Genomic DNA, 13918 nt, shown 5'->3' on the forward strand with positions numbered 1-13918 from the left:
TCTGAAAAATTGTTTCCTTTCTGCACATTTCGTCATTGCGCTGAATATTTTTTGGTACGCCGCGTGGGCAGCGCTTGCGCCGGATTGTCCGGCCACGGATGTTTCGGATACCGGCCTTTCATTTCTTTTTGCACTTCACGGTATGAGCCCTGCCAGAACGCCGCCAGATCGGCGGTGATTTGCAACGGGCGCTGTGCCGGGGACAATAATTCCAGCACCACATTCACCCTTCCCTCCGCCAGGCTCGGGCTGCGCTCTTCGCCGAACATCTCCTGCATCCGCACCGAAAGCGCCGGTGGCAGGTCTGCATGATAGCGGATCGGCAGACGACTGCCAGTCGGCACGGTGTAATGAGTCGGTAAGGCGCTGTCCAGACGCTGCCGCTGTTGCCAGTCCGGCAGTCTTAACAACGCCTCATGCAGATCGACCTGTTGCAGCGATTTTAACGAACGCACGCCTTTTAACGAGGGCAGTAACCAGTTTTCCAGCCCGTCGAGCAGGGCATCGTCATCCATTGCGGGCCACGGGGCTTCCGGCAGCCATTTTGCTGCACACATCAGCCGCAGCCGCAATTGCTCTGCCGCTACCGACCAGTTGAGTGCCTGTAATCCCTGCGTGCGGATCCAGTCAATCAGCGCCTGTTGCAGTTCGTCGTCATCCGGTTTCGCCAGCGGACTGGCTTTGAGCACCAGCCTGCCGATCTGCCAGCGACGCCAGGCGCGCAGCGTGCCTTTTTCTTCATCCCACTCCACCGCCGTCTGCTCGTTAACGACGTCCGGCAGGCGCGACGGCAGTTGGGTAATATCCAGCGAGATCGCCAGCAGAATACGGGCGTCCGGGCTGTTGTTGCCCTGCAATAATTGCGGCGCGACCAGCCACGGCGCGCGGGTTAAACCGTCGTCCTGCGGCAAAGACGCGCCTAATCCGTTGGCCAGCAGATAACGCCCCTCTTCACCGCGGCGCTGGGCAATACGGTCGCTGAAGGCGCGGGCCAGCAGCCACGGCGCCAGGGAGGCATCCGGCTCTCCGCTTTTCGCACCGGTACGCTGCGCCAGCTGTTTTGCCCGCCGCTGCCAGTTTCCCTGCGCACGGCTGAACCAGTAATCAATATCCGGCAATCCCCCGCGCGGCGGTTCTTCGAGCATCGCGGCCAGCAACGCCGCGGTGGCGAGCGCGTCCGGGCTCTGCGCCGCAGCAGAAATCAGCATGGCCGCCAGACGCGGATCGCAGCCGAGTTGCGCCATGCGCTGGCCTGCGGCAGTGAGTTTTCCCTGCCCGTCGGTCGCGCCGAGCTGGTGTAAGAGATGTTTTGCGGCAGACAGCGCGGCCACGGGCGGCGTATCCAGCCATTGCAATTGCCCGACGTCCTGACAGCCCCACTGCAACAACTCCAGCCAGAAGCTGCTGAGATCGCTTTGCAGAATTTCGGCTTCGGCCTGCGCACTGGCGCGCTCCGCCTGCTCTTTACTGAACAGATGCCAGCACAACCCCGGTTCGAGACGGCCCGCGCGGCCCGCCCGCTGAGTCATCGACGCCTGGCTGATACGCTGCGTCACCAGCCGCGTCAGGCCGCTGCGCGGGTCAAACTGCGCGCTGCGTTCCAGACCGCTGTCCACCACCAGACGGATGCCTTCAATGGTCAGGCTGGTTTCAGCAATATTGGTCGCCAGAACGATTTTACGGCGTCCGGCCGGTGAGGGCTGAATGGCTTTCTGCTGCTGATCCAGCGACAACGCGCCGTAAAGCGGACAGAGATCCACATCATCTGCCAGCCTGCCGTTAAGCAGATTTTGAACGCGGGTGATTTCAGCGACGCCCGGTAAAAACAGCAGCATCGAACCGTGATTTTCCGCCATCAGGCGGCTGACTGCGCGTGCCACACCGTCGTCCAGCCGTTCGTGCGTGGCGAGAGAAAGATACTGACGGTCGACCGGAAAACTGCGGCCTGCGGATTCAATGACCGGCGCTTCCGGCAGTAAAGAAGAGAGGCGAAGATTATCGAGCGTGGCCGACATGATCAGCAGTTTTAAATCATCACGCAGCGCATTTTGCACATCAAGCAGCAGCGCCAGCGCCAGATCGGCCTGCAAACTGCGCTCATGGAACTCATCGAGGATCACCATCGACACGCCGGTCAGTTCAGGATCAGCCTGCACCATGCGGGTCAGAATGCCTTCGGTCACCACTTCAAGGCGGGTCGCTGCGCTGGTCTTGCTTTCGGCGCGCATACGGTACCCGACTGTTTGCCCCGGCGTTTCCCCCAGTTGCTGAGCCAGACGGAAAGCGACGTTTTTCGCCGCCAGACGGCGCGGTTCCAGCAACAGGATTTTACCCGGCAGATTCGCCTGTTTCAGCAACTGCAATGGCAGCCAGGTGGATTTCCCCGCACCGGTGGGCGCAAGCAAAAGTACCTGCGACGCCTGTTGCAGTGCGGCTAAAAGCGGTTCGAGTACGGCGCTGACCGGCAAAGAAGACAATGAATGCTCCATGAGAGTTAACTTTAAACGGCGGGCATTGTAGCATTTAGCCCCACATCCGGCATGTTGCCGTGAATGACCCGCAATGCCCGCCACAGGAATGAATATGTCTGTCGAACGCCGTCTGTTTTTCGCTTTGTCACTGCCGCCCGCACTGCAAAAGCAGGTGATAAAGTGGCGCGCAGCGCAGTTTCCGGCGGAGACAGGACGCCCCGTTGCGGCCGCTAATCTGCATATCACCCTGGCGTTTCTCGGCGAAATCAGTGAGCTGAAAGCCGACGCCCTGACCCGCATCGCCGGGCGCATTCAGGCGCATAAATTCAGTCTGCGGCTTGATGACATCGGCCACTGGCCGGGCTCCGGCGTGGTGTGGGTCGGCACCCGGCGGGCACCCAACGCGCTGCTGCAACTGGCCTCGGTGCTGCGCTCCCACGCGGCGCGCAATGGTTGTTATCAAAGTGCATTGCCGTTTCATCCGCACGTTTCGCTTTATCGCAACGCCACGCGGCCGGTCGCCATTCCTCCGGCGACGCCCGACTGGCTGCTGGAGGCCGACGCCTTCAGCCTGTATGAATCCACCTGGGAGCGGGGGCGCACGCGTTACCGCTGCCTGCAAACCTGGCCGCTGGCTGATGCGCCTGCCCTTTAATTTATTTCACTGGAAACTGTCATGCACTTCGAGCCTGCGCTGCAACCTGCCACTCTGATCACGCGTTACAAACGTTTTCTTGCTGACGTCATCACGCCAGACGGGCGCGAAATCACGCTGCACTGCGCCAATACCGGCGCTATGACCGGCTGCGCCACGCCGGGCGATACCGTCTGGTATTCCACCTCTGACAACGCAAAACGCAAGTATGCCCACAGCTGGGAACTCACCGAAACTCAGCAACACCACTGGATTTGCGTCAACACGCTGCGCGCCAATCAGCTGGTGCGCGAAGCCATCACCCAGGACCGCATTCCGGAATTATCCGGTTACAGTAAACTGACTTCAGAAGTAAAATACGGCGCCGAAAATAGCCGTATAGACTTGATGTTACAGGCAGAAAATCAACCTGACTGCTATATTGAAGTGAAATCTGTCACGTTGCTGCATCAAGGGCAGGGATATTTCCCGGATGCAGTCACACTGCGCGGTCAGAAGCATTTGCGCGAGTTACAGTCGATGGCAGAACAGGGGCAGCGAGCCGTTCTTTTCTTCGCTGTTTTACATTCAGGCATTGAAAGCGTGTCCGCCGCACACCATATTGATCCGCGATATTCTGATTTACTCAAACATGTTCAGAATAATGGTGTAGAAGTGATGTGCTACGGTGCTGCACTTTCTGCTGAGGGTATCCGCCTCACAGAACGATTACCGCTGGACACGAAGTACTAAACGGATAAACCCAGTTCGGATAACCCTGTTAATCGTCGTCGGCGGCATAAAAAACAGGTCGCGAATACGCTTTTCCTCACAGGCTTGTCAAGCACCTGTCAGGAATAATTGCTAACCTCGTTGCCTTCTGTTATTTATAGCGGCCTGATTTTTTCCCCCTTTGGGGATCGAAATGTTCGAAGCCCGATTCTTTGCAGCAAAACTGCAATCTACAGGCGGATGAACATAGTGCGTGTTATGTAGGAGAAGCATCATGCAAGAAGGCCAAACCCGTAAGACGTCGTCCTTGAGCATTCTCGCTATCGCTGGGGTGCAGCCGTATCAAGAGAAGCCGGGCGAAGAGTACATGAACGACGCTCAGCTGGCTCACTTCAAAAAGATTCTTGAAGCATGGCGCAATCAGCTCAGGGATGAAGTAGACCGTACCGTTTCGCATATGCAGGACGAAGCTGCAAACTTCCCTGATCCGGTTGACCGTGCCGCTCAGGAAGAAGAATTTAGCCTTGAACTGCGTAACCGTGATCGCGAACGCAAGCTCATCAAAAAGATTGAAAAAACACTGAAGAAAGTAGAAGACGAGGATTTCGGTTACTGCGATTCCTGTGGCGTTGAGATCGGTATCCGCCGTCTTGAAGCACGTCCAACTGCTGATTTGTGTATCGACTGTAAAACTCTGGCAGAAATCCGCGAAAAGCAGATGGCTGGTTAATTCAGGGTTCCACGCGGTGCGTCATGCACCGCGTTTCCTTTATAAAGCCGTTCTTCACGCTGATTTCTTTGAAACCCTGCCATGTCTTTGAAACCCTACATTGGTCGTTTCGCACCTTCACCTTCCGGTGATCTCCATTTTGGTTCGCTGATTGCCGCACTCGGCAGTTATCTGCATGCCCGCGCTCAGCACGGACAATGGAAAGTTCGCATCGACGATATCGATCCGCCGCGCGAAGTCCCGGGCTCTGCTGGCCGGATTTTAGCGACGCTTGAGCGTTACGGTCTGGAATGGGATGGCGAGGTGCTCTGGCAGTCGGCGCGGCATGACGCTTACCGGGCGGTACTCGACGCACTGTATCAGCAACAGAAAAGTTATTATTGCACCTGCACCCGTCAGCGCATTGCGCACACCGGCGGCGTGTATGATGGCCATTGCCGCACGCTCGGGTCAGGCCCAGAGAACGCCGCGATCCGCCTGCATCAGACCTTGCCGGTATACGGTTTTGACGATGATTTTCAGGGGCACTTGCAGGCAAATGCGGCGCTTGCCGAAGAAGATTTTATTATCCGCCGCCGCGACGGGCTGTTCGCCTATAATCTTGCGGTGGTGGTCGATGACCATTTCCAGGGCGTGAATCACATTGTGCGCGGAGCAGATTTGATCGAACCGACGGTGCGCCAGATCTCGATGTATCGTCATCTTGGCTACCCGCAACCGGGTTATCTGCATTTGCCACTGGCGGTCAATGAAAAAGGCGATAAGCTTTCGAAGCAGAATCATGCGCCCGCCTTGCCGGAAGGCGATCCACGTCCGGTAATCATTAACGCACTGAATTTTTTAGGGCAAACCTCGCCGGAAAACTGGCAGGATTATACGTTGCCTTTATTATTACGCTGGGCGATAACACATTGGACGCCAGCAGATATCCCGCGTCAGAACGCTTAAAAGCACATCGGCATTCTCAAAGAGCCTGTCGTGAGCTATGATTAGCCGCTGTTTTTGCGTCACGCCATTTTTCAGTCACTATCGAGGTGTACCATTTTTACCCGAGTAGCCAATTTTTGCCGTAAGGTGCTAGTTCGTGAAGATAAAGTCATTCGTGAAGAAAAGGCTGTTCATGACGACGCCCCGCTTCATGCAGAAGTTAATCGCGAGGAGACTTCCCGTCGTGATCCTTCCCCTGTGGCTGAAGGCAATGTGAAGGCAAAAAATCCTGAGCGTCGTGACAACGACCAACGCCGTGAAAATCGCGGCCGCCGGGAAGACAACGCGAACCGGGGCGAGCGCCGTAACAACAACAATCGCCGCTCCACGCCTTATCAGCCTCGCGGCGAACGCAACGATCAACGCGGTGAGCGCAGTGAGCCACGCGCCCCCGTCGAGCACGTACAGAAGCCTCGTCCGTCGTTTGACTATGCCGGTGAAACCCGCGCCATCACTATTGTTCCACGCGATGAGCACAACATCTCTCGTCGTGACATCAGCGAAAACGCGCTGAAAGTGCTGTACCGCCTGAACAAGTCTGGCTTTGAAGCCTTCCTGGTCGGTGGCGGCGTGCGCGATTTGCTGCTGGATAAAAAACCGAAAGATTTCGATATCACCACCAACGCCACGCCGGATCAGGTTCGTAAGCTGTTCCGTAACTGTCGTCTGGTCGGTCGCCGTTTCCGTCTGGCGCACGTCATGTTTGGCCCGGAAATCATCGAAGTCGCGACATTCCGTGGTCATCACGAACAGTACGAAGAAACTGACGACAAGAATGTGTCCCAGCAGGCTCAGAACGGAATGCTGCTGCGCGACAATATTTTCGGCACCATCGAAGATGATGCCCAGCGCCGTGACTTCACCATCAACAGCCTGTACTACGGGGTTGCCGACTTTACGGTGCGTGATTACACCGGCGGTCTGCGCGATCTGCAAAACGGCATTATCCGTCTGATTGGCGATCCGGAAACCCGCTATCGCGAAGATCCGGTGCGTATGCTGCGTGCGGTACGTTTCGCGGCAAAACTGGACATGAAAATCAGCCCGGAAACTGCCGAGCCGATCCCACGTCTGGCCACGCTGTTGCAGGAAATTCCGCCAGCGCGTCTGTTCGAAGAATCCCTGAAGCTGTTGCAGGCCGGTTACGGCTACGCCACCTACAAGAAGCTTTGCGAATACCAGCTGTTCCAGCCGTTGTTCCCGCTGATTGCCCGCCAGTTTACTGAAGCCGGCGACAGCCCGATGGAACACATCCTGTTGCAGGTGTTGAAAAACACCGATCACCGTTTGCACAACGATCAGCGCGTCAATCCGGCGTTCCTGTTCGCTGCCATGCTGTGGTATCCGGTGATTGAACATGCCCAGAAACTGGCGCAGGAAGGCGGTCTGACCTATTACGACGCCTTCTCTCTGGCGATGAACGATGTGCTGGATGAGCAATGCCGCACGCTGGCCATTCCTAAACGTATCACCACGCTGGTGCGTGATATCTGGGCATTGCAGCTGCGTCTTTCACGCCGTCAGGGCAAGCGTGCGCACAAACTGATGGAGCATCCTAAGTTCCGTGCCGCCTTCGATTTACTGGCACTGCGTGCCGACGTAGAACAGCATCGCGAGCTGCAAAGCCTGACCGAATGGTGGAGCGAATTCCAGGAAGCCACTCCGGCCTCCCAGAAAACGATGCTGGGTACGCTGGGTGAAGATGCCGTGCCGGCACGCCGTGCACGCACCCGCCGTCCGCGCAAACGGGCTGCTCCGCGTAAGGATAGCGGTCAATGATCCGCGTTTACCTGGCTCTGGGCAGTAATCTTGCCCGTCCATTGGACCAGGTAAATTGCGCACTGGAGGCGCTGGCACACATGCCGCGCACCCATTTTGTGGCCGCCTCACCGTTTTACCGCAGTAAACCGCTGGGGCCGCAAGATCAGCCGGATTATCTCAATGCCGTGGTGGCGCTTGATACCCTTCTCCCTCCTGAACAATTGCTCGATTGCACACAGGCGATTGAAAAAAACCAGGGGCGCGTGCGTAAAGCCGAGCGATGGGGGCCGAGGACGCTAGATCTCGATATGCTGATTTACGGCGATCAGGTGATCAACACCGAGCGGTTGATCGTGCCGCATTACGACATGAAAAACCGCGAGTTCATGCTCTATCCGCTGGCGGATCTGGCACCCGAACTGGTGTTCCCGGACGGTGAAACGCTGCAAAGCCTGCTCGCACGCGTTCCCCTGAATGGCCTGACGAAATGGTAAGTCGCTCAGCGACTTACCCGCACTTCCAGCCCCCCTTCTGCCCTGTTCCTGTAGACCACCTTCATCTGATGTAACTGTGCGATCCGTTGCACGATCGAAATCCCCAGCCCGCTGCCGGTTTGTTCCTGTCCCGGTGGCCGGTAAAAACGCTCGCCCAGCCTGGCAAGATGTTCACCGGTGATCCCCGGCCCCTGATCGGCGACGCATAAACCCTGCGCATCCAGCGTAATGGTGATGTAAGTCCCGGCAGGCGAATAGCGGATCGCATTATCCAGCAAGTTTCTCACCATCAGCGATAACAGCAGCGATTGCCCGCGCATTTCCGGTGGCGTGCCATGATCCTCAAAACGCAGTTCGATCCCTTTGCTGTGCGCACGGTGATCCTGTTCCGCCAGACTTTGCACGACCAGCGAAGACCAGTCGACACGCTCGAGCGTTTCCGGTTCCGCAAAGCTTTCCAGCCGTGAAAGCGTCAGCAACTGATCCACTAGCCGCGTGGCGCGATCGATACTGGTGGTCAGATTTTCCAGCGCATGTTCGCGCATTTCGGTGTCGTCACCGGAAAGCTGTACCACTTCGGTTTGCACCCGCAGCGCGGCCAGCGGGCTGCGCAACTCATGCGCGGCATCGGACGTGAAACGACGCTCGCGAACCAGCATTTCACCGGTTCGCGTAAACAGTGAGTTCAGCGCATCCGCCAGCGGCAAGACTTCACCCGGCAATTTATCGGTACTGATTGGCGTGGCGTCTTCCGGCGAACGCTGCCGCAGGCCTTCTGCCACACGGCGAAGCGGCCGCAATTCCAGCGTCACCATCAAAATCAGTGCCAGCAGCAGCACCGGCAGAGACGCCAGCCACGGCGTCAGCTGGCCGCTGACCAGCCCCCATGCCATATCATTGCGGTAATCATATTCCTGCCCGACGGCAACGCGGTATTGCCCGTCCGGCGAGGTCAGCCAGACCATCCGCCAAAGATCGTCATCGCCTTTCAGCTCGACATCTTTAAAGCCCAGCGTGTCGCGGTCAAAACGGATGTGCCTGCCCTTCTCCCCGTCGTTGAGCAACATATCGCCCTGCCGGTTGAAGATGGCAAACGTCAGCGCGTCATCATCGGTATGGCCGCGTGAGCCTTTGTGCACCCATTTTTTGGTGTCCGGCAGTTCGGTATTTTTCTGCTCATTCAGACGCTCACCGAGGCCGGTGGCAGCAAGGCGTTTGGCAAACAGCATTTGCTGGGTGTCGAACACTTCGTTGATGTGTTTACGGGTCTGATGCCATGCCACGCCGCTGGCAATCAGCCAGGTAAGCAGCGCCAGCACTGAAAAAATCAGGATCAGCCGCAGGCGCAGACTGAGGTTTTTCAGCTCTTTCACACCGGTTCCCCTGATTGCGCATCGCCCAGCGTATAACCGACGCCGTGAACGGTGCGGATAAACCCTTTGCCGAGCTTGCTGCGCAGATGGTGAATGTGCACCTCGACCGCGTTGCTGCTGACGTCATCGTCCCAGCTATAGAGTTTTTCCTGAATCAGCGTACGGGCCAGCACGCGGCCTTTGTTATTAAGAAACAGTTCCAGCACCGCCACTTCGCGCGGCGTCAGGGTGACGGTGTCGCCGTTGAGCGTGACGCTGCGCGCAGCAGGATCAAACTCGATACCGCCGTGGATCACTTTTGAGGTGACAACGCCGTGACGTCGGCGGATCAGCGCCTGTAAACGCGCCGCCACTTCCACCAGCGCAAAGGGTTTGCACAGATAGTCATCGGCACCGGCCTGCAACCCGCCGACGCGTTGCTCCAGCGCATCCCGCGCGGTGAGGATAAGCACCGGCGTATCGCGTCCGGCATTTCGCCATTCGCGCAGCAGTTGCATCCCGTCCATTCCCGGCAGGCTTAAATCAAGGATCACGGCATCGTAAGGCGCGCTGTCCAGCGCAACTTTGCCGGTCAGCCCGTCGGTGAACCAGTCGAGCGTAAACCCCAGTTTCGTCAGCCCGGCCTTAATACCGTCACCGATCATTTTGTCGTCTTCAACTAACAGAATTCGCATGGTTCCCTCCGTTTTTCCCATTATAGGTGACGCTTCTTAATCATTTCTTAAGAGCTGGATCAATGAGTCACGCATTGATCGTGCTGTTTGCCTTTCAGCACATACAGTAGAATACCGGCATCATATTCATCCGATGAATTATTCAAAGGAAAGTGTTCATGAAACCAACCACGCTGAGCCAGCTTCGCCAATGGAAGCAGGAAAAACATAAATTTGCGACCATTACCGCCTATGACGCCAGTTTCGCGCAACTGTTCGCAGAACAGGGTATCAGCGTCATGCTGATTGGCGATTCTCTGGGCATGGTCGTTCAGGGTCAGGATTCCACGCTGCCGGTCACCGTAGAAGAGATTGCTTATCACACGCGCTGCGTGCGTCGTGGCGCACCTCACGCGTTATTGCTGGCTGACCTGCCGTTCATGAGTTACGCCACGCCGGAGCAGGCGTTTGAAAGCGCTGCTGTGCTGATGCGCGCGGGCGGCAATATGGTCAAACTTGAAGGTGGCAGCTGGCTGTGTGACACAGTCCGCATGCTGACCGAGCGCGCCGTGCCGGTGTGCGGCCATCTGGGGCTGACGCCGCAGTCGGTAAATATCTTCGGTGGCTATAAGGTGCAGGGCCGCGATGAAGTTGCCGCTAACCAGCTGATCAAAGATGCGATGATGCTGGAAGAAGCTGGCGCACAACTGCTGGTGCTCGAATGTGTGCCCGTTGAACTGGCGCGCCGCGTGACCGAGGAGCTGAGCATTCCGGTGATCGGCATTGGCGCCGGTAACGTCACCGACGGCCAGATTCTGGTGATGCATGATGCGTTCGGCATCACCGGCGGTCACACGCCGAAATTCGCCAAAGACTTCCTCAGCGAAGCCGGTGATATTCGTGGCGCAGTCCGCCTTTACGTCGATCAGGTCGCGCAAGGCGTGTATCCGGGCGAAGAACATTCCTTTAAATAATCGGGGACACTATCCGTGTTGATCATTGACAGCGTGGCGCTGCTGCGTCGCGAAATCCGGGATTTTCGTAAGAATAACAAACGCATCGCCCTTGTGCCGACCATGGGCAATCTGCACGAAGGCCACATGACGCTGGTGGAAGAAGCTAAAGCGCGTGGCGATGTGGTGGTGGTGAGTATTTTCGTCAACCCGATGCAGTTCGAGCGCCCGGATGATCTCGAACGCTACCCGCGCACCTTGCAGGAAGACTGCGAGAAGCTGAATAAACGCGGCGTGGATCTGGTGTTCGCTCCTTCGCCTGCGGAAATCTATCCGAAAGGTTTAGCGACGCAAACGCAGGTCGATGTGCCGGTAATTTCCACCATTCTGGAAGGTGCGAGCCGTCCGGGGCATTTCCGTGGCGTCTCGACCATCGTCAGCAAGCTGTTCAATCTGGTGCAACCGCAGGTGGCCTGTTTCGGCCAGAAAGACTTCCAGCAACTGGCGCTGCTGCGCACCATGGTGGAAGACATGGGCTATGACATCGAGATTATCGGTGTGCCGATTGTGCGCGCCAAAGATGGCCTGGCACTGAGCTCACGTAACGGTTATCTGACCAGTGATGAACGTAAACTCGCACCGCAGCTGAACAGGATCATGAACGCGCTGGCGGAACGTCTGAGCCAGGGCGAGCGCCATATCGATGAGATGTTGCAGGACACGGCACAGCAACTTCGTCAGGCGGGTTTCACACCGGACGAACTGTTTATCCGTGATGCGAAAACCTTGCAGGAATTGTCGGTGGACAGCACATCAGCGGTGATCCTGATGGCTGCCTGGCTGGGCAAGGCACGGCTGATTGATAACCAGCAGGTTGATCTGACGCAGTAGACAGCGCGGATCAAATCAGCAAAGATGTTGGCCGGCTGGATATCGGATTTTTAGTATTCAGCCCGGCAGATTCTCAGACTTTTTACGTCAGTAAGGGTAGAAGCAATGATTCGCACTATGCTGCAAGGCAAATTGCACCGGGTTCACGTCACTCAGGCAGATTTGCACTATGAAGGTTCCTGCGCCATCGATCAGGATTTTCTCGATGCCTCAGGCATTCTGGAATACGAAGCGATTGATATTTATAACGTTGATAACGGTCAGCGTTTTTCGACCTACGCCATCGCGGCAGAACGCGGTTCGCGGATTATTTCGGTCAACGGTGCGGCAGCGCGCTGTGCCTGCGTCGGCGATCTGCTGATCATCTGTTCATACGTGCAGATGTCAGATGAACAGGCTCGTCAGCACAAACCGAAAGTGGCTTATTTCGAAGGTGAAAACCAGCTGAAACGCACCGCGAAAGCCGTGCCGGTTCAGGTGGCATAATAAAATCCTCCCCCTGCGAAGGGGGAGGAGCAAAGCAAAAATCAACTTCTCAGGCCGCGACCGCGTTCAATCAGGTACCACGCCAGCAGGTAAAACACCGCAATAAACGCCACCAGCACGCTCATGGTAAACACCAGCGGCACATCAGAAATCCCCAGGAAACCGTAGCGGAAACCGCTGATCATGTAGACGATCGGGTTGAGCTTGGAAACCGCCTGCCAGACAGGCGGCAGCAGGGACAACGAGTAGAACACGCCACCCAGATAGGTCAGCGGCGTCAGCACGAAGGTCGGGATCAGGCTGATATCATCAAAGGTTGTCGCAAACACTGCGTTCAGCAGGCCGCCCAGCGAGAACAGGATCGCGGTCAGCAGCAGCGTCAGCGCGATCACCCACCAGGAATGGATCACCAGCGGCACGAAGAACAGGGAAATCGCCGTCACCAGGATCCCCACGCAGATCCCACGCGCCACCCCGCCGCCGACATAACCGGCGATCACCACGTGCGTCGGCACCGGTGCCACCAGCAGCTCTTCAATATTGCGCTGGAATTTGGCGCTGAAGAACGACGATGCCACGTTGGCGTACGAGTTGGTGATCACCGCCATCATGATCAGGCCAGGTACGATAAACTGCATGTAAGTAAAACCATGCATGCTGCCGATTTGCGAGCCGATCAGATTCCCAAAGATGATGAAATACAGCGTCATGGTGATGACCGGCGGAACCAGCGTCTGGATCCAGATGCGCCCAAACCGGTTGATCTCTTTCAGCCAGATACTTTTCAGTGCCACCCAATACAGTTGCGACATTATTTCTTTTCCTCGCTGCCGTTCACCAGCGTGACAAACAGCTCTTCCAGACGGTTCGCTTTGTTACGCATACTCAATACCTGCACACCCTGCTTACTCAGCTGGCTGAACAACGAGTTCAGGCCCTGCTCGCGCATCACTTCCACTTCCAGCGTTGACGTGTCCGTCAGCTGGCTGCGGTAGCCTTCCAGCACCGGAAGCGGGCTTTTCACCCCTAAATCCAGGATGAAGGTTTCGGATTTCAGCTTCGACAGCAGTTCTTTCATGCTGGTGTTTTCCACCAGCTGGCCGCCCTGAATGATGCCGATGTTGCGGCACAACATTTCTGCTTCTTCCAGATAGTGCGTGGTCAGAATGATGGTGGTGCCCTGCGCATTCAGCTCTTTCAGGAAGCCCCACATAGAGCGGCGCAGCTCGATGTCCACGCCCGCCGTCGGCTCATCGAGGATCAGCAGTTTTGGCTCATGCATCAGTGCACGGGCAATCATCAGACGGCGTTTCATCCCGCCGGACAGCATGCGCGAACGCTCGTTGCGTTTGCCCCACAGATCCAGCTGGGTCAGGTATTTTTCGGCGCGTTGCAGCGCCAGCGGACGCGGCACGCCGTAATAACCGGCCTGATTCACCACCACCTGCATGACCGTTTCAAACGGGTTGAAGTTAAATTCCTGCGGCACCAGCCCGAGCTGGCGTTTGGCGTTGACGATGTCTTTATCGATGTCGTAACCAAACACCCGCACTTTGCCAGCGGATTTGTTGACCAGTGAACTGATGATGCCAATGGTGGTGGATTTACCCGCACCGTTTGGCCCAAGCAGGGCATAAAAATCGCCGGCTTCGACGCGCAGATCGATTCCACGCAAAGCCTGTACACCACCGGCGTAAGTTTTGGTTAACTTTTCCAGTTCCAATGCGTAATTCATAAAGGGAGCGTACCTTCT

14 protein-coding genes are annotated in these 13918 nt (G+C 56.8%); 9 read left to right on the forward strand and 5 right to left on the reverse strand.

Annotated elements, in window-relative coordinates; translation table 11 throughout:
• Window positions 1-32 precede the first annotated feature (32 nt).
• The gene (hrpB, locus tag ACO0U8_RS07200) at window positions 33-2477 is read right to left on the reverse strand and encodes an ATP-dependent helicase HrpB (RefSeq protein WP_421670687.1); all 2445 of its coding nucleotides are present in this window, start codon (window positions 2475-2477) and stop codon (window positions 33-35) included.
• Window positions 2478-2583: 106 nt separating this feature from the next.
• Between hrpB and thpR the strand changes: the two genes are divergently transcribed.
• From thpR to folK, 6 genes are all read left to right on the forward strand, one after another.
• On the forward strand, window positions 2584-3126 hold the full coding sequence (thpR, locus tag ACO0U8_RS07205) for an RNA 2',3'-cyclic phosphodiesterase (protein WP_421670539.1): 543 nt from the start codon (window positions 2584-2586) through the stop codon (window positions 3124-3126).
• 21 nt (window positions 3127-3147) lie between these two features.
• Window positions 3148-3858 carry a DNA/RNA nuclease SfsA gene (sfsA, locus tag ACO0U8_RS07210; protein ID WP_056774757.1) on the forward strand — a complete coding sequence of 237 codons (711 nt, stop codon included), beginning with the start codon at window positions 3148-3150 and terminating at the stop codon, window positions 3856-3858.
• Between the two features lie 253 nt (window positions 3859-4111).
• Window positions 4112-4567: an RNA polymerase-binding protein DksA gene (gene dksA / locus ACO0U8_RS07215; protein ID WP_013576943.1), complete on the forward strand. Its 456-nt coding sequence runs from the start codon at window positions 4112-4114 to the stop codon at window positions 4565-4567.
• 81 nt (window positions 4568-4648) lie between these two features.
• On the forward strand, window positions 4649-5515 hold the full coding sequence (gluQRS, locus tag ACO0U8_RS07220; protein WP_217202830.1) for a tRNA glutamyl-Q(34) synthetase GluQRS: 867 nt from the start codon (window positions 4649-4651) through the stop codon (window positions 5513-5515).
• A 489-nt stretch (window positions 5516-6004) separates the two neighbouring features.
• The gene (gene pcnB, locus ACO0U8_RS07225; protein WP_217202858.1) at window positions 6005-7333 is read left to right on the forward strand and encodes a polynucleotide adenylyltransferase PcnB; all 1329 of its coding nucleotides are present in this window, start codon (window positions 6005-6007) and stop codon (window positions 7331-7333) included.
• A complete protein-coding gene (folK, locus tag ACO0U8_RS07230) occupies window positions 7330-7809 on the forward strand; it encodes a 2-amino-4-hydroxy-6-hydroxymethyldihydropteridine diphosphokinase (protein WP_122094117.1) in 480 nt (159 codons plus the stop codon). The genes pcnB and folK overlap by 4 nt, the downstream gene beginning before the upstream one ends.
• 5 nt (window positions 7810-7814) lie before the next feature.
• On the opposite strand, the gene qseC is transcribed toward folK, so the two are convergent.
• Together qseC and qseB are read right to left on the reverse strand one after the other, a co-directional pair.
• Window positions 7815-9173, reverse strand: a complete 1359-nt coding sequence (qseC, locus tag ACO0U8_RS07235) for a quorum sensing histidine kinase QseC (protein ID WP_217202857.1) — start codon at window positions 9171-9173, stop codon at window positions 7815-7817.
• Window positions 9174-9178: 5 nt separating this feature from the next.
• Window positions 9179-9856, reverse strand: coding sequence for a quorum sensing response regulator transcription factor QseB (qseB, locus tag ACO0U8_RS07240; RefSeq protein WP_217202829.1), 678 nt, complete (start codon window positions 9854-9856; stop codon window positions 9179-9181).
• 158 nt (window positions 9857-10014) lie between these two features.
• Here qseB and panB point away from each other — a divergent pair, with 158 nt between their 5' ends.
• The 3 genes from panB to panD all read left to right on the forward strand — a co-directional run bounded on the left by panB (window position 10015) and on the right by panD (window position 12165).
• Window positions 10015-10809, forward strand: coding sequence for a 3-methyl-2-oxobutanoate hydroxymethyltransferase (gene panB / locus ACO0U8_RS07245; RefSeq protein ID WP_112287803.1), 795 nt, complete (start codon window positions 10015-10017; stop codon window positions 10807-10809).
• A 15-nt stretch (window positions 10810-10824) separates the two neighbouring features.
• Entirely contained in the window at window positions 10825-11679 is an 855-nt protein-coding gene (gene panC / locus ACO0U8_RS07250) for a pantoate--beta-alanine ligase (RefSeq protein ID WP_183848620.1), read from the forward strand.
• Window positions 11680-11784: 105 nt separating this feature from the next.
• Window positions 11785-12165, forward strand: coding sequence for an aspartate 1-decarboxylase (gene panD, locus ACO0U8_RS07255; protein WP_056774729.1), 381 nt, complete (start codon window positions 11785-11787; stop codon window positions 12163-12165).
• A 41-nt stretch (window positions 12166-12206) separates the two neighbouring features.
• Here panD and ACO0U8_RS07260 read toward each other — a convergent pair whose 3' ends face one another.
• Window positions 12207-12977: an ABC transporter permease gene (locus tag ACO0U8_RS07260; protein WP_056774725.1), complete on the reverse strand. Its 771-nt coding sequence runs from the start codon at window positions 12975-12977 to the stop codon at window positions 12207-12209.
• Window positions 12977-13900: an ABC transporter ATP-binding protein gene (locus tag ACO0U8_RS07265; protein WP_056774722.1), complete on the reverse strand. Its 924-nt coding sequence runs from the start codon at window positions 13898-13900 to the stop codon at window positions 12977-12979. The genes ACO0U8_RS07260 and ACO0U8_RS07265 overlap by 1 nt, the downstream gene beginning before the upstream one ends.
• Window positions 13901-13918 lie beyond the last annotated feature (18 nt).

It is taken from the genome of Rahnella sp. EDr1-12, assembly GCF_049206505.1.
Classification (GTDB): Bacteria; Pseudomonadota; Gammaproteobacteria; order Enterobacterales; family Enterobacteriaceae; genus Rahnella; species Rahnella rivi.